The sequence below is a fragment of the Pseudomonas sp. CM27 genome (assembly GCF_013179515.1).
Taxonomy (GTDB): Bacteria; Pseudomonadota; Gammaproteobacteria; order Pseudomonadales; family Pseudomonadaceae; genus Aquipseudomonas.
On record NZ_JABMCN010000135.1, the window covers coordinates 1 to 16,118 of the forward strand.

Genomic DNA, 16,118 nt, shown 5'->3' on the forward strand with positions numbered 1-16,118 from the left:
TCCATGCCGTAGGCCAGCGCAGCAGCGGTCGGTTCGTTGATGATGCGTTTTACGTCCAGACCTGCAATGCGGCCGGCGTCCTTGGTCGCCTGGCGCTGGCTGTCATTGAAGTAGGCCGGCACGGTGATGACCGCTTCGGTCACTGGCTCGCCGAGGTAGTCTTCGGCGGTTTTCTTCATCTTTTTCAGCACTTCGGCGCTGATTTGCGGCGGCGCCATTTTCTGGCCGTTCACTTCGACCCAGGCGTCACCGTTGTCGGCCTTGGCGATTTTGTACGGAACCAGCTGGATGTCTTTCTGCACCACCTGCTCTTCGAAGCGGCGGCCAATCAGGCGCTTTACCGCGAACAGGGTGTTGTGCGGATTGGTAACAGCCTGGCGCTTGGCCGACTGACCTACCAGGATTTCGCCATCGTTGGCGTAGGCCACGATCGAAGGGGTAGTGCGCGCACCTTCGGCGTTTTCGATGACCTTGACGTTACCGTTTTCCAGAATGGAGACGCACGAGTTGGTGGTCCCCAGGTCGATACCGATGATTTTGCCCATGTTAACTCTCCCGAAACTTGAATTTGTTAGCAGCGACTACTTTGGCCAACTGCGGTAATACTTGAAGGCTTGACACCTAGATGGGGTTGCCCCGACGGATTTCAAGCCTTTTCATTGATCGAGGGTTGCGCCGCGCTCGGCGCCTTGCTGACCACCACCATGGCGGGGCGCAGCAGGCGGCCGTTCAGCAGGTAACCCTTCTGGAACACGTTCAGCACGCTGTTGGGCTCTACTTCAGCATTCTCCTGCATGGCCATCGCCTGGTGGTGCTCAGGGTTGAACGGCTGGCCGTGCGGGTCGACAGCTTCGAGGTTGTAGCGCTTCAGGGTGTCCTGGAACATCTTCAGGGTCAGCTCGACGCCTTCGCGGATCTGCTTGACGTGCTCATCGTCGGCACTGGAGTGGGCCAGGGCCAGTTCCAGGCTGTCGATCACCGGCAGCAGGTCGCTGGAGAATTTCTCCAGGGCGAACTTGTGGGCTTTCTCCACGTCCTGCTCGGCCCGACGGCGGGCATTCTGCACGTCGGCGACGGCGCGCAGCGCTTGGTCCTTGGCTGTTGCCAGCTGCTCCTCGAGCTCCAGAACACGGGCCTCGGCAGCGTTGCCTGCAGCGGCTTCTTCGACGTTAAGGTTGTTCTCGTTCAGCTGTTCATCAGCCATGGGGTCTCTCCTGCGCAATTTTGTGGACTGCGAGCCAGGCTCGCCTGTGATGTCGGCTATATGGGGCCGGAAAAACCAGCTTCAAGGGGCACGATGGATTTCCCGGCCGCAACAGAATCTGCCAAGGGGCATTGGCAGGCCTGAAAAAAGTACTGTATAAATAACCAGACAAGACTCTCGGGAGCCGCCCCTCATGCTGGTGCACCTGTCCATTCACAACTATGCCATCGTCGAGCACCTCGACCTCGAAATTGCCCGCGGCATGTCCGTCATCACGGGCGAGACCGGTGCCGGCAAATCGATCATGCTCGACGCCCTAGGTCTGGCCCTGGGCGACCGGGCCGACAGCGGCGTGGTGCGCCCAGGCACCGACAAGGCCGACATCCTCGCCACCTTCGACCTGGTGGACATCCCCGAGGCCCATACCTGGCTGGCCGAGCGCGACCTGGCCAACGAAGGCCTGTGCATCCTGCGCCGGGTGATCACTGCCGAAGGCCGCAGCCGTGGCTACATCAATGGCACGCCCTGCCCACTCGGCGACCTCAAGGCGCTGGGGGAGCTGCTGATCGATATCCACAGCCAGCACGAGCACCAGTCGCTGCTCAAGGCCGACACCCACCGTCGCCTGCTCGACGAGTATGCCGGCGCCGTCGACCTGTCGCGTCAGGTGCAACTGGCCGCCAAGCGCTGGAACCAGACCCGCCTGGAGCTCGAGCGCCTGTCCAATTCCGGCGACGAGCAGCGCGCGCGTCATCAGCTGCTCAGCTACCAGCTGGAGGAGCTGGACAACCTCGGCCTGGGCGAGCACGAACTGGAGCAACTGGAGCAGGAACACAAGAACCTGACCAGCGCCGAAGCCCTGTTTGGCATCTGCCGCCAGGTGATCGACCAGTGCAGCGAGAGCGATTCGGGCAATGTGCTCAGCGCCCTCACCTCAAGCCTCAACCGCCTGGGTGCAGCGACCCACTCGCCGAAAGCACTCGGTGAGGCGGCCAACCTGATCGCCAGTGCCCAGATCCAGGTAGAGGAAGCCGTTGGCGAGCTCAATCGCTTCCTCGACAACTTCGATGCCGACCCCATGCGCCTGCAGGCGCTGGAAGAGCGCCTCGACACCATCTACACCCTGGCGCGTAAACACCGCGTTCACCCGACCGAACTGCCCCACCTGCAACAGCAGCTGATGGAAGAACTGGAAGGCCTGAACGCCAGTGACGAATCGATCGAGCGGCTAGGCGAAGAACTGACCGCATTTGCCCAGCACTATAAAGAGAAAGCGCGCGAACTCAGTGGCCTGCGCCAGCAGGCTGCGCAGCAGCTGTCAGGGGCGGTAGAACAGGAAATCCAGCGCCTTGGCATGCCCGGCGGGCGCTTCCGCATCGAGCTTACCGCCAACGACGCGGCAGACTTGTCGCCCCACGGGCTGGAGCAGATCGAGCTGCTGGTCAGCGCCAACCCCGGCCAACCGCTCAAGGGCCTGGCCAAGGTGGCATCGGGTGGCGAGCTTTCACGCATCAGCCTGGCCATCCAGGTCATTACCGCGCAAACCTCGCGCATTCCGACCCTGGTATTCGACGAAGTCGACGTAGGCATCGGTGGGCCTACCGCTGAAATCGTCGGCCAGCTGCTCCGCCGCCTGGGCGAGCGTGGCCAGGTGCTGACCGTAACCCACCTGCCGCAGGTGGCAGCGCAAGGACACCAGCACCTGTTCGTGCACAAGGTGCGCAACAGCGACACCACACACACCGCCGTCGCCAGCCTGGGCAAGCGGGAGCGGGTCGAAGAGGTGGCGCGAATGCTGGGCGGCATCGACCTGACCAAGGAATCCCTGGCGCATGCGCGCAAGATGGTGGTTTCCGGCAAGGCCTGATCCTTCCTGCACTGGCCCTATCGCCGGCAAGCCAGCCCCCACAGGGACAGCGCCTGGCCTGAGCCCAATGCGATCGAGGTAGGAGCTGGCTTGCCGGCGATAGGGCCAGTGCAGGCCACCAAATTCATCTGCCCAAAGCAGAAAGCACAAAGGCGACCCGAGGGTCGCCTTTGTTATTTATAACGATAAAAAACGTTACTTTTTCTTACGCACGTACAGGACCAGATTGTGGTCCACCAGCTCGAAACCGTGCTCTTCCACAATCTCACGCTGACGCTTTTCAATCGCGGCATCCATGAATTCGATAACTTCGCTGGTATCCACGTCAACCATATGGTCGTGGTGACCGCCATCGGCCAGCTCGAACACTGCATGGCCGCCGTCGAAGTTGTGGCGAACAACCAGCCCCGCCGCTTCGAACTGGGTCAGCACGCGATAAACAGTGGCCAGGCCGACGTCTTCACCTGCTTCCATCAGCGCTTTGTAGACGTCCTCGGCACTCATGTGACGCTGCTCGGTGGAATCGAGCATCTGAAGGATCTTCACTCGAGGCAGGGTCACCTTGAGACCGGCTTTGCGTAATTCGCTATTTTCAACCATGGTCAGCTTTCTCGCCGATGCTGCTTCGCAGCTTCTCTTAATACGGGTATGATCGGGGTTTACGTTGTCCAGCCAAGATAGTGGAAGTCGCCCACCGATGCAAAACACCAAGCTCTTGCTAACCAGCCTCACCCTAGTGGGACTGCTCGCACTCGCCGGTTGCTCGTTTCCCGGGGTTTACAAAATCGACATCCAGCAGGGCAATGTCGTCACGCAGGACATGATAGACCAATTACGCCCCGGAATGACCCGACGGCAAGTAAGGTTTATCATGGGCAACCCGCTCATTCAGGATACGTTCAACACCAATCGGTGGGACTACCTGTACAGCTTGCAGCCTGGTGGCGGTAAACGTCAGCAAGAACGCATGAGCATTTTCTTCAATGAAAGCGACCAGCTGGTCAGCCTGTCGGGTGACTTCATGCCAGGCGTCAGCCGCGACCAGGAAATCCTCGGTGGCAGCAGCGACACCACGGTAAGCCCGGCAAGCCAGACCGAGCAGCCAGCACAACCTGCTACGCAGCCTGAAGAAAAACCGGCCAAGCCAGGCTCGGTAGAAGAGTCCATCCAGCGCGAGATCGACACCATCGAAACTACGCCAGTGCCGACCCCGGCACCGCTGGAAACCCGGTAACCGGGACAGCAGATGCAAAAAAGCCCGGACATGATCCGGGCTTTTTGTTGCCGCTCTATGCGTCAGGCATTCAGTTGCTTGGCGCGCTGGCAGAAGGCGTCCACCAGGGTGTTGGCGGCCTGGTTGAAAAGAGGCCCCAAGGTAGCGCGCACGATTGACCCGGCATAATCGAACGACAGGTCCAGGCTGATCTTGCAGGCTTTCTCACCCAACGGCTTGAACACCCACAGGCCATGCAACTGGGTGAACGGCCCCTCTTCCAGGTTCATCTCGATGGACTGCCCAGGCACCAGCACGTTACGCGTGACGAAGTGCTGGCTCATGCCACCCTTGGCCACTTCGAGCTTGGCACGCATGTGCGTGTCGCTGCACTCGAGCACCGTCGAAGCCGAGCACCACGGCAGGAACTCTGGGTAGCTGGCCACATCGTTGACCAGATCGTAGAGCGCCTGGGCAGGGTATGGCAGCAGGGCGGAGCGTTGAATATGGGTAGTCATCCAGGCATCACTTCCAAGGCTGGGTGGCGGCGCTTCGCAGCGTGCCGAAAACAGGTTCTGTCGACAAGACAGGGGCTGTATTGTCCGGTATTCATTGCAGTGGCTCAAGCACACCGAAATCCCATAGCGGACGACGCGCGGACTTGCCTATAATGCCGCCCCTATGGCTAAGCAAAAAAAACATCCGACCGGGACCATCGCGCAGAACAAGAAAGCGCGACACGATTACTTCATCGAACACAAGTTCGAGGCCGGGCTGGTCCTGTCCGGCTGGGAAGTAAAAAGCCTGCGGGCCGGCAAGGCGCACCTCGTTGACAGCTACGTGCTGCTCAAGGACGGCGAAGCCTGGCTGTTCGGCAGCCACATCACCCCGCTGACCACGGCCAGCACGCATGTCATCGCCGACCCGATGCGCACGCGCAAGCTGCTGCTGAACAAGCGCGAGCTCGAGCGCCTGGAAGCGGCGGTGGCGCAAAAGGGTTACACCTGCGTCGCCATGTCGCTGTACTGGAGCAAGCACCTGATCAAGTGTGAAATCGCACTGGGCAAGGGCAAGAAGGAATTCGACAAGCGCGACACGGTGCGCGAACGCGATTCCAACCGCGAGCTGCAGCGGGCTGTGCGCAACAAGGGCAAGGAAGACTAGATCTTTCGGTTAGCCTGTTCTGGCCTCATCGCCGGCAAGCCAGCTTCCACAGGTACTGCACACGGCTCACAGCCAATGCAACACCTGTGGGAGCTGGCTTGCCGGCGATGAGACCAGCGAAGGTCAGCGACCGCTGCGCCGCTCTGCCCGCGCCACCCGCTGCGCCTCTTGCTGCGCCTCTGCCAGCACTTCCTGCACATACAGAATGTGCCGGCTGGATATTTCTCGCGCATCCTCCGCCCTGCCCTCGACAATCGCCAGGTAAAGCTCCCGATGCTGACTAATCAGCATGTCCCGGGTTTCGGTGCGCTGCTGGTACATGCCACCGATGTTGGTCACCACGTTGCGCTTGAGCAGGTCGAACAAGCCACGGATGGTGTGTAGCAACACCGCGTTATGACTGGCCTCGGCGATCGCCAGGTGGAAGCGCGCATCCGCCACGCCCTCTTCTGCCCGGGTCACTTCGTCGACCCTGGAATAGCAGTCCTGAAGCACATCGAAGGCTGCCTTCAGCCGCGCCCGGTCTGGCTCGGTGGCGCGCTGGGCTGCGTAATACGCACAGGACGCTTCCAGGGTATGGCGGAATTCGAGCAGATCGCGCTGCGCCTCTGCACTGTGCTCAAGCAATTGCAGCAACGGGTCGCTGAACGTGGAGCCCAGGGATTCGGCTACAAAATTGCCCCCTCCCTGGCGGCTGACCAGCAGCCCCTTGGCCACCAGCTTCTGGATCGCCTCACGCAGTGACGGGCGAGACACGCCGAACTGCTCGGCGAGGACGCGCTCGGCCGGCAGCCGCTGCCCCGAGGTCAGCGTGCCTTCCAGAATCATCCCTTCCAACCGATCGACAATATCGTCGGACAGGCGCCGTTGGCGGACCTGATCAAAAACCATCACATGCTCTCCACAAACCCCCGGCAGATTTCAGGGGGCGCCTATTCTCGCCGATCCAGGCCGCGCAAACACCCATCAAGCCACGATTTTCCCAGCGCACCAGGCGCCCGTTCATCGGTACCCGACCAAAGTTTTGCACAGGACAAATTGACACACCCACGACGGCGCTTTTAACCTAGCGCCCAGTCATTGTAAATTGGTCTTACCAATTATCCAATGCCAGTGCTGACCAACAACAATTAGGGGCCACCCCATATGCAAACCTGGCAACAACTCTATAGCCCGCTTGGTAGTCTTGGCTTGTCCGCACTGGCGGCGGTCATTCCCATTGTGTTCTTCTTCCTTGCCCTCGCCGTGTTCCGCCTCAAGGGCCACGTGGCGGGCAGCATCACCCTCGCGCTGTCGATCCTGGTGGCGATCTTCGCCTTCCAGATGCCTGTCGACATGGCTTTCGCCGCCGCGGGTTATGGCTTCCTCTACGGCCTCTGGCCCATTGCCTGGATCATCGTTGCCGCGGTGTTCCTGTACAAACTCACGGTCAAGAGCGGCCAGTTCGAAGTGATCCGCAGCTCGGTGCTGTCGATCACCGACGACCAGCGCCTGCAAGTGCTGCTGATCGGCTTCTGCTTCGGTGCCTTCCTGGAAGGGGCGGCGGGCTTTGGTGCACCGGTGGCAATTACCGCAGCGCTGCTGGTAGGCCTGGGCTTCAACCCACTGTACGCCGCCGGCCTGTGCCTGATCGCCAACACCGCACCGGTGGCCTTCGGCGCCCTGGGCATCCCGATCATCGTGGCCGGCCAGGTCACCGGTATCGACGCCTTCCACATCGGCGCCATGACCGGCCGCCAGCTGCCGCTGCTGTCGTTGTTCGTACCGTTCTGGCTGGTGTTCATGATGGACGGGCTGCGCGGCGTGAAGGAAACCTGGCCTGCCGCCCTGGTCGCCGGCCTGAGCTTCGCCGTGACCCAGTACTTCACCTCGAACTTCATCGGCCCCGAGCTGCCGGACATCACCTCGGCGCTGGCCAGCCTGATCTGCCTGACCCTGTTCCTGAAAGTCTGGCAGCCCAAGCGCTCGTTCAGCGAAGCCAAAGGCAGCGTTGGCGCCGCCGTGGTGCAGCCGACCGGCAGCCAGCCGACGCCCTACAGCTTTGGCGAAATTTTCAAGGCCTGGTCGCCGTTCCTGATCCTTACCGTGCTGGTCACCATCTGGACCCTGAAGCCGTTCAAGGCAGCCTTCGCCCCAGGCGGCGCAATGTACAACTTCGTGTTCAATTTTGCCATCCCGCACCTCGACCAGCTGGTGATCAAGACCGCGCCGATCGTCGCCGCGCCGACCGCCATGCCGGCGGTGTTCAAGCTCGACCCGATCTCTGCCACCGGCACCGCGATCTTCCTGTCGGCGCTGATCTCCATGGCCGTGCTGAAGATCAACTTCAAAACTGGTCTGACCACTTTCAAGGAGACCTTCTGGGAACTGCGCTGGCCAATCCTGTCGATCGGCATGGTGCTGGCCTTTGCCTTCGTCACCAACTACTCGGGCATGTCCTCGACCATGGCTCTGGTGCTGGCCGGCACTGGCGCTGCCTTCCCGTTCTTCTCGCCGTTCCTCGGCTGGCTGGGCGTGTTCCTGACGGGCTCGGACACTTCGTCCAACGCCCTGTTCAGCTCGCTGCAGGCCACCACCGCGCACCAGATCGGGGTCAACGACACCCTGCTGGTGGCCGCCAACACCAGCGGCGGCGTAACCGGCAAGATGATTTCGCCGCAGTCGATCGCCGTGGCTTGCGCCGCTACCGGCCTGGTCGGCAAGGAATCCGATCTGTTCCGCTTCACCGTCAAGCACAGCCTGTTCTTCGCCACCATCGTCGGCCTGATCACTCTGGTCCAGGCCTACTGGCTGACCGGCATGCTGGTTCATCACTAAAGTGAAAGGGCCGGGCGCCAGCTGCGCCCGGCACTCCCCACAAGCAACGCTGCGAGAATCCATGATTATTTCTGCCTCTACCGACTATCGCGCCGCGGCCCAACGCAAGCTGCCTCCCTTCCTGTTCCACTATGCCGACGGCGGCGCCTACGCCGAGCACACCCTGCGCCACAACGTGTCGGACCTGGCCAGCATCGCCCTGCGCCAGCGCGTGCTGAAGAACATGTCCGAACTCAGCCTGGAAACCAGGCTGTTCGACGAAACCCTGAGCATGCCGGTGGCCCTTGCCCCGGTCGGCCTTACCGGCATGTACGCCCGCCGTGGCGAAGTGCAGGCCGCGCGCGCAGCGGCAGCCCATGGCATCCCGTTCACCATGTCCACGGTGTCGGTGTGCCCGATCGAAGAGGTGGCGCCTGCCATCAACCGGCCGATGTGGTTCCAGCTGTATGTACTCAAGGACCGCGGCTTCATGCGCAACGCGCTGGAGCGCGCCAAGGCAGCCGGGGTTAAAACCCTGGTATTCACCGTCGACATGCCGACCCCCGGCGCCCGCTACCGTGACGCTCACTCAGGCATGAGCGGCAAGAACGGCCCGCTGCGCCGCGTTCTGCAAGCCATGACCCACCCCGAATGGGCGTGGGATGTCGGGGTGATGGGGCGCCCACACGACCTGGGCAACATCTCCACCTACCGTGGCAACCCCACGGGCCTTGCCGACTACATTGGCTGGCTGGCCAACAACTTCGACCCTTCCATTTCCTGGAAAGACCTGGAGTGGATCCGCGAGTTCTGGGATGGCCCGATGATCATCAAGGGCATTCTCGATGCCGATGATGCCCGCGATGCGGTCCGCTTCGGTGCCGACGGCATCGTCGTCTCCAACCACGGCGGCCGCCAGCTCGACGGCGTGCTGTCCAGCGCCCGCGCCCTGCCCGCCATCGCTGACGCAGTCAAAGGTGACATCAAGATTCTTGCCGACTCGGGCATCCGCAGCGGTCTCGACGTAGTGCGCATGATCGCCATGGGCGCCGACACCGTACTGATCGGCCGCGCGTTCCTCTGGGCATTGGCCGTGCACGGCCAGGCCGGGGTGAAAAACCTGCTGGAGCTGTTCGAGAAGGAAATGCGCGTAGCCATGGTGCTGACCGGTGCCAAGTCGATCAGCGAAATCACCCGCGACTCGCTGGTACGCGAACTGGGCGCCTGACGCCTGCACCCACCACTGCCTGAATGACCGGGGCACACCGCGCGCCAGACGCCGTGGCCCCGCGAGGAGACTGCATGAGCCTGCCCGCCGCGTTTCTGCGTGATGCCGAGCGCCTGATCCCCGCCGAACGCCGGTTCGACGACCCCACCTCTACCTTGGCCTTCGGCACCGACGCCAGCTTCTACCGGCTGATCCCCAAGCTGGTGGTACGCGTCGAGTCCGAGGACGAAGTGGTCGGCCTGATCAAGCTGGCTCAGCGCGAGCGGGTGCCGGTTACCTTCCGCGCCGCCGGCACCAGCCTGTCTGGCCAGGCCATCAGCGATTCGGTGCTGATTGTGCTCGGCGACAACTGGAACGGTCGCGAGATTCGTGGCCAGGGCGAGCAGATTCGCCTGCAGCCGGGCGTGATCGGTGCCCAGGCCAACGCTTGGCTGGCCCCTTTCGGGCGCAAGATCGGCCCCGACCCGGCCTCGATCAACGCCTGCAAAATCGGCGGCATCGTCGCCAACAACGCCAGCGGCATGTGCTGCGGTACCGCGCAGAACACCTACCACACCCTGGCCGGCCTGCGCCTGGTGCTGGCCGACGGCACCCGCCTGGACAGCGAAGACCCGGCCAGCGTAGAAGCCTTTGCAAGCAGCCACGCTGACTTGCTGGAATCACTGGCCCGCCTGGGCCGTGAAACCCGTGCCAACACCCCACTGGCCGAGCGCATCCGGCACAAGTACCGACTGAAGAACACCACCGGTCTGTCACTGAACGCGCTGGTGGACTACGACCAGCCGCTGGATATCCTGCAACATCTGCTGGTCGGTTCCGAAGGCACGCTGGGCTTTATCAGCGCCGTCACCTACGACACCGTGCCCGACCACCCGCACAAGGCCAGCGCCTTGCTGGTGTTCCCCAGCGTCGAAAGCTGCTGTCGCGCCGTGCCCCTGCTCAAGCGCCAGCCGGTGTCCGCCGTGGAGCTGCTCGACCGCCGCAGCCTGCGCTCGGTGCAGAACATGCCGGGCATGCCGCTGTGGGTCAAAGGCCTGTCGGACAACGCCTGCGCCCTGCTGATCGAATCACGCGCCGCCAGCCAGAGCCTGCTGCACGAACAGTTGCAACAGATAATGGCCTCCATCGCCGATTTCCCGCTGGAACAGCAGGTCGACTTCAGCGAAGACCCGGCGGTGTACAACCAGCTGTGGAAAATCCGCAAGGACACCTTCCCCGCCGTCGGCGCCGTGCGCCAGACCGGCACCACGGTCATCATCGAAGACGTGACCTTCCCCGTCGAGCAACTGGCCGAAGGGGTCAACCGGCTGATTCAGCTGTTCGACAAGCACCGCTACGACGAAGCGATCATTTTCGGCCATGCCCTGGAAGGCAACCTGCACTTCGTCTTCACCCAAGGCTTCAACAGCGCCGCAGAAGTGGCCCGCTACCAGGCATTCATGGATGACGTGGCGCAACTGGTGGCGGTGGAGTTCGGCGGTTCGCTGAAAGCCGAGCACGGCACCGGGCGCAACATGGCGCCGTTCGTGGAGCTGGAATGGGGCCAGGATGCCTACCAGCTGATGTGGAAGCTCAAGCGCCTGCTCGACCCCAACGGCATCTTCAACCCCGACGTGGTGCTGAGCGAAGACCCGGATATACACCTGAAAAACCTCAAGCCGCTGCCCGCTGCCGACGAAATCGTCGACAAGTGCATCGAATGCGGTTTCTGCGAGCCGGTCTGCCCGTCCAAGGGGCTGACCCTCAGCCCGCGCCAGCGCATCGTCATGTGGCGCGACATCCAGGCCAGGCAACGCGCCGGTATCGACACCGGCGACTTGATGAAGACCTTCCAGTACCAAGGCATCGACACCTGTGCCGCCACCGGGCTGTGCGCGCAACGCTGCCCGGTCGGAATCAACACCGGCGAACTGGTCAAGAAGCTACGCAGCCAGGCTGCCGGCCACCCAAAAACAGCCGAATGGCTCGCCGAGCATTTCAACACAGCACTGGGCGGCGCGCGCCTGACCCTGACCGCCGCCAACACTGCACGCAAGCTGCTCGGCGCGCCCCGCCTGGCCCGCCTGAGCGCATCCATGAGCAAAGCCAGCAACGGCCGCCTGCCGCAGTGGACCGCGGCCATGCCACAACCGCTGCGCCCGCTGCAGTTCAGCGCGGCCAGCAACGACGCCCGCCCGCGCGTGGTTTACCTGGCCGCCTGCGTGTCGCGCGTCATGGGCCCGGCGTACGCCGACCGCGAACAGAGCTCGCTGCTGGACAAGACCCGCGCCCTGCTGGAAAAGGCCGGCTACCAGGTGGTGTTCCCCGAAAACGCCGACAGCCTGTGCTGCGGCCAGCCGTTCGCCTCCAAGGGTTACCCCGAGCAGGCCGAACACAAGCGCCAGGAGCTGATCAACGCACTGCTGCACGCCAGCCGTGGCGGCCTTGACCCGATCTACTGCGACACCAGCCCCTGCACCCTGCGCCTGGTGCAAGACCTGGGTGAAACCCGGCTGGACCTCTACGACCCGGTGCGCTTCATCCGCACCCACCTGCTCGACCGCCTGGAGTTCACCCCCCAGGACGAGCCGGTGGCCGTGCACGTGACCTGCAGCACCCAGCACCTGGGCGAAAGCCAGGCGCTGATCGACCTGGCGCGGCGTTGCAGCAAGCAAGTGGTAATACCGGAAGGCATTCACTGTTGCGGCTTCGCTGGCGACAAGGGCTTCACCACTCCCGAGCTTAATGCCCATTCGCTGCGCAGCCTGAAGGATGCGGTGCAGTATTGCGGCGAAGGCATTTCCACCAGCCGTACCTGCGAGATCGGCTTGAGCAGCCACAGCGGCATCGACTACCACGGGCTGGTCTACCTGGTCGACCGCGTGACCCGCCCACGCAGTCTGTGACCGACTAACGCGTCCTCTGTAGGAGCGGCCTTGTGTCGCGATGGGCCGCGAAGCGGCCCCGATCTATGCACAAACGTTGAAATCCTGGGGCTGCTTCGCAACCCTTTCGCGACGCAAGGCCGCTCCTACAGGTTGCAGCGCACGTGGTCTCCACACTCACCATCCTCGCGACCACCATCCCGATTGAACCCCCGCCAATACCCCGCAGTCCACCTTACAGGCCCACCTTCCCGAGGCCCCAGAGGAGACTCCCATGAAAGGTACCGCGCTTTCGGCCCTGTTCGCGGCCGCAACCCTGCTGGCTTCGCCGGCGTTCGCCGCCGGAGACCTCTGCACCATCAACCTGCAAAAGATCGATGACAGCATGGCCACCGCCGGCGCCACCTCCGAAGGCATGGACAAGGCCGTGACCGAACACGTCGACAAAGCCAAGGCCGCCCAGGCCTCAGGCGACACCAAGGAATGCATCGCGATTACCAGCAAGGTGCTGGAGCGTCTGGAAAAAACCGACAAAGGCAGCGGTTCGGCCGGTGGTAGCGGTACTTGATGCCTCGTTGCGGGCGACCGGACCGGCTGTCGACGTCGCCCGCGCAATGGCGTATACTCCACCCCACGTACCGTAAGGTGCGTTAGCGTAACGCTAGTGTGGGGCCGATTAGGATTCGACGCCGGTAGCGAAACTCTAGGTGCATGCCGAGTTGGTAACAGAACTCGTAAATCCACTGTTGCAACTTTTATAGTTGCCAATGACGAAAACTACGGCGCGGAGTTCAAGCTGGCTGCGTAAGCGGCCCTCTTGACCCGTTGCTTCTGGTAGCTTCGGCTCCAGCAATCATTAGGGGATGCCTGTAAACCCGAACTGATTGTCATACAGAACAGGATCGTCGCGTAGCACGTTGTGGGCGAAGTGACTAAAACTTACACAACTCATCCAAAGCACCCTGCCCGTCGGGCGGCTGCGGATTAAATCAGTAGACACGGCTAAGCATGTAGTACCGACAGCGGAGTACTGGCGGACGGGGGTTCAAATCCCCCCGGCTCCACCAAATCCTAGAAAGAAGACGCCCTCGGGCGTCTTTTTTTGTGCCTGGATTTTGCGATCTGCGGGTCAAAAAGTCGGATTTAACCCCTTCCTTGTAGGGCGTTTCCCAAAGATACTCCCAGCGCCTGTTTTCCGTTGCGGGCATTTTTTCAGGGTTTAGTCTCGGTGGGTCGTTGCTCATCAACGGCATGACTTTGACAGGTCGCGACGGTAAACAACAAAACGGCTCGTCGTTATGGCTGCTGTACGTGCGGGCACGCTTGCGTGCGCCGGAACTTGTTGTTTCCGCCGGTCTGTCAGCCCGCGTACAGCTGCCACCCTCTGTTTGACAGCAGAAGGTGACGGCCCTGAAATGGAAGCAATCATGTTGAAGATAGTCCCCGACCCACCCCACCACCTCCACTCCCTGGAAGACACGATCATGCTGGCCTCGGACTACGCACTCCAGCGAACCTGAATCCGATGCATTGATTCGCAGGCCAAGCGAAAACCTGTGGGAGCCCGGCTTGCCGGCGATAGGGCCCGCCCAGGCAACAACAAGACCAGGGAGACTGACCAATGACCACCGAAGACACGAATTGCACCGTCGGGAAAACCATCTTCTTTCAAGGCAAAACCAGACCCATGCACTATTCCGCATCGAAGCTGGCATTCCTTGCCAGAACGCCCGCGAGCAAGCTTCCGAGCTGATGGGCTACGCGCGTGACCTGACCATTGACGGGCTGATGGAGGATAAACCGCAGCTGATCTGGGCCGCGCATTACCTGTGCGCCTTGGGTAAGGCCCTGCTGGATGATGCAGAGCTGGGCATGATGCGTTAGACCCTGAAAGGCGCGCATGAACCTGCCGGCTCGCCCGCTCAGTGTGTGACGCGGTGGATGGCACCGGCTGCGCCGGTGTTCGCGGCTGAAGCCGCTCCCACAGAGGTCTTTACAGACTCTGGATCTTGTCGCAGCTCGTGCCATCGCTAGACGCTTACCAGTTGTAACTCACCTTGGCCGTAACCTCACGCCCCGGATTGTAGTAGTTCGCCGTACCCGACCCCACCACATGCTGCTCGTCAAACAGGTTGCTGACATTCAGCGCAAGGTCTGTGCCCTTGGCAATCTTGTAGTTCAACGCCGCGTCAAACAGCGTGGTGCCGTCGCTTTTCTTGGTGTTGGCTGCATCCATGTAGTAACCGCCCACATAGCGTGCACCCAGGCCAACGCTCACGTCAGTGTCGGGAATGTCGTAGTAGCTCCACAGCGAGGCGGTATGCTTCGGCGCGACGGTAAACTCCTTGCCCTTTAGCGAAGAACCGTCATACAACGCCCCGCGCAGCACCTCGGTCTCCATGTAGGAATAAGCACCGATCAGGCTGAGGTTCTGGGTGATTTGCGCCTTGCCTTCCAGGTCCAGGCCGCGCGCGCGTGACTCGCCAACGGTTTGCTGCTCGATGATGCCGCTGGGCAGCACCACGGCAATGGTGACGTTTTCCTGGGTCAGGTCGTAAACGGCGGCGGAGAACAATGCGTCCATGCCCACAGGCGAGTACTTCACGCCCACTTCGTACTGCCGACCGGTCTGCGGGGTTACGCCAACCTGGGGTGGCGACACCGATTCCACCATGCTTACGTAGGTGGAGACTTCATCATTGACGATGTAAGTCAGTGCGCCGCGGTATGAGGTCTCGGAGAAGTTGTCGCTTTGCTTCTGTGCCCCGCCCACGTACTCCTTGCTGGACAGGTCCATCGAGTCATTGCGCACACCCGCCGTGGCGATCAGACGGTCGTAGAACGACAGGTTCTGCTGCAGGAACACCGCCTTGGTGGTGGCGTCATTTTGCTTGCGGGTATAAGGCGTGACGCCCCCCGGAACGCCGGTGAACACCGGGTTGGCGATGTCGATGGAAGGCGCCAGGCTGTAAACCGAACTCTGTTTGGTCGTCGAATCAAGGTACTCCACACCCACCAGGGTGCTGCTGTCGATGTGCTCGAACCGGGCGTCGTACTGCAGCATCAGGTTGCCGTTGAGCTGATCGGCTTCGCTGTCGGTGCCAAACACGTAGCGGGGGATGGTGGTGCCCACACGTGCGGCGCTGTCGCTCAGGTAGACATAGCCAAAGTCATCGCTCAGCTCGCTATAGCGCAGGTTGCTGCGCAGCACAAAGCCGTTGTCGAAGTCGTGGGTGATGTTGCCGCTGAGGCTGGTGCGCTCCACATCATGAAAGTTGTAGCTAGGCTCACCAAAGAAGTCGCTGCGGTCGTATTCCTTGTCCAGCGGGTAGCCACCGCTGTTCGGCGAGCTGTTGGTCTTCAGGTAGTCCAGGATCACGGTGGCCGAGGTGAAATCGGTTGGCGCCCAGGTCAGACCGCCCATGATGAACCGGTTGTCGTCCTGCGAGTGGTCGTACTCGCGGTCACTGTTCTGCATCTTGGCAGTGAATCGGCCGGCCAGGGTTTGGTCGTCGTTCAGGGCATCGCCCACGTCAATGCCGGTCTCGGCATGGTCATACGAGCCATAGGTCACGTAGCCTTGGCCAAACTGCTCGAAGCGCGGCTGCTTGGTCACGAAGTTCACCGAGCCGCCTGGGTCTGCCGGGCCAAACAAGGTGGAGTTGGCGCCGCGCAGAATCTCGATGCGCTCGTAGGCATAAGGGTCTTCACGCACACCGCGCATCGAACTCAAGGTCAGGCCGTCACGGTAAGTGGTGGCCTGAAAGCCGCGGATCTGAAAG

The 16,118-nt window shown here is 61.9% G+C and carries 13 protein-coding genes, 1 other RNA gene and 1 pseudogene; 9 read left to right on the top strand and 6 right to left on the bottom strand.

What is annotated here, in order from left to right; translation table 11 throughout:
- A partial coding sequence (locus HP547_RS17250; protein ID WP_172286925.1) for an Hsp70 family protein occupies nucleotides 1-545 on the bottom strand: 545 nt, incomplete at its 3' end.
- A 101-nt stretch (nucleotides 546-646) separates the two neighbouring features.
- Nucleotides 647-1,204 (bottom strand): nucleotide exchange factor GrpE, encoded by a 558-nt coding sequence (grpE, locus tag HP547_RS17255; protein WP_172222502.1) that lies wholly within the window; start codon nucleotides 1,202-1,204, stop codon nucleotides 647-649.
- Nucleotides 1,205-1,397: 193 nt separating this feature from the next.
- Between grpE and recN the strand changes: the two genes are divergently transcribed.
- Nucleotides 1,398-3,071: a DNA repair protein RecN gene (gene recN / locus HP547_RS17260; protein WP_172222499.1), complete on the top strand. Its 1,674-nt coding sequence runs from the start codon at nucleotides 1,398-1,400 to the stop codon at nucleotides 3,069-3,071.
- A 195-nt stretch (nucleotides 3,072-3,266) separates the two neighbouring features.
- Here recN and fur read toward each other — a convergent pair whose 3' ends face one another.
- Entirely contained in the window at nucleotides 3,267-3,671 is a 405-nt protein-coding gene (gene fur, locus HP547_RS17265; RefSeq protein ID WP_172222494.1) for a ferric iron uptake transcriptional regulator, read from the bottom strand.
- 97 nt (nucleotides 3,672-3,768) lie between these two features.
- Between fur and HP547_RS17270 the strand changes: the two genes are divergently transcribed.
- A complete protein-coding gene (locus HP547_RS17270) occupies nucleotides 3,769-4,305 on the top strand; it encodes an outer membrane protein assembly factor BamE (RefSeq protein ID WP_172222490.1) in 537 nt (178 codons plus the stop codon).
- A 62-nt stretch (nucleotides 4,306-4,367) separates the two neighbouring features.
- On the opposite strand, the gene HP547_RS17275 is transcribed toward HP547_RS17270, so the two are convergent.
- Complete coding sequence (locus tag HP547_RS17275; RefSeq protein ID WP_172222485.1) at nucleotides 4,368-4,802, bottom strand: type II toxin-antitoxin system RatA family toxin; 435 nt, start codon at nucleotides 4,800-4,802, stop codon at nucleotides 4,368-4,370.
- A 163-nt stretch (nucleotides 4,803-4,965) separates the two neighbouring features.
- On the opposite strand from HP547_RS17275, the gene smpB reads away from it, so the two are divergent.
- Nucleotides 4,966-5,448 (top strand): SsrA-binding protein SmpB, encoded by a 483-nt coding sequence (smpB, locus tag HP547_RS17280; RefSeq protein ID WP_172222482.1) that lies wholly within the window; start codon nucleotides 4,966-4,968, stop codon nucleotides 5,446-5,448.
- A gap of 123 nt (nucleotides 5,449-5,571) precedes the next feature.
- Here the strand turns inward: smpB and HP547_RS17285 are convergent, their stop codons facing one another.
- A complete protein-coding gene (locus HP547_RS17285) occupies nucleotides 5,572-6,339 on the bottom strand; it encodes an FCD domain-containing protein (RefSeq protein WP_172286926.1) in 768 nt (255 codons plus the stop codon).
- Nucleotides 6,340-6,594: 255 nt separating this feature from the next.
- Between HP547_RS17285 and HP547_RS17290 the strand changes: the two genes are divergently transcribed.
- From HP547_RS17290 to HP547_RS17315, 6 genes and pseudogenes are all read left to right on the top strand, one after another.
- A complete protein-coding gene (locus HP547_RS17290) occupies nucleotides 6,595-8,265 on the top strand; it encodes a lactate permease LctP family transporter (protein WP_172222462.1) in 1,671 nt (556 codons plus the stop codon).
- A 61-nt stretch (nucleotides 8,266-8,326) separates the two neighbouring features.
- Complete coding sequence (gene lldD, locus HP547_RS17295) at nucleotides 8,327-9,472, top strand: FMN-dependent L-lactate dehydrogenase LldD (protein WP_172222458.1); 1,146 nt, start codon at nucleotides 8,327-8,329, stop codon at nucleotides 9,470-9,472.
- A 74-nt stretch (nucleotides 9,473-9,546) separates the two neighbouring features.
- Complete coding sequence (locus HP547_RS17300) at nucleotides 9,547-12,357, top strand: FAD-binding and (Fe-S)-binding domain-containing protein (RefSeq protein WP_172286927.1); 2,811 nt, start codon at nucleotides 9,547-9,549, stop codon at nucleotides 12,355-12,357.
- A gap of 253 nt (nucleotides 12,358-12,610) precedes the next feature.
- Nucleotides 12,611-12,904, top strand: a complete 294-nt coding sequence (locus HP547_RS17305) for a hypothetical protein (RefSeq protein ID WP_172286928.1) — start codon at nucleotides 12,611-12,613, stop codon at nucleotides 12,902-12,904.
- A gap of 100 nt (nucleotides 12,905-13,004) precedes the next feature.
- Nucleotides 13,005-13,403: a transfer-messenger RNA gene (ssrA, locus tag HP547_RS17310) on the top strand.
- Nucleotides 13,404-13,957: 554 nt separating this feature from the next.
- Nucleotides 13,958-14,220 (top strand): annotated as a pseudogene (locus HP547_RS17315) (DUF3077 domain-containing protein).
- 154 nt (nucleotides 14,221-14,374) lie between these two features.
- On the opposite strand, the gene HP547_RS17320 reads toward HP547_RS17315, so the two are convergent.
- On the bottom strand, nucleotides 14,375-16,118 hold a 1,744-nt coding region (locus HP547_RS17320), incomplete at its 5' end, for a TonB-dependent siderophore receptor (RefSeq protein WP_172286929.1).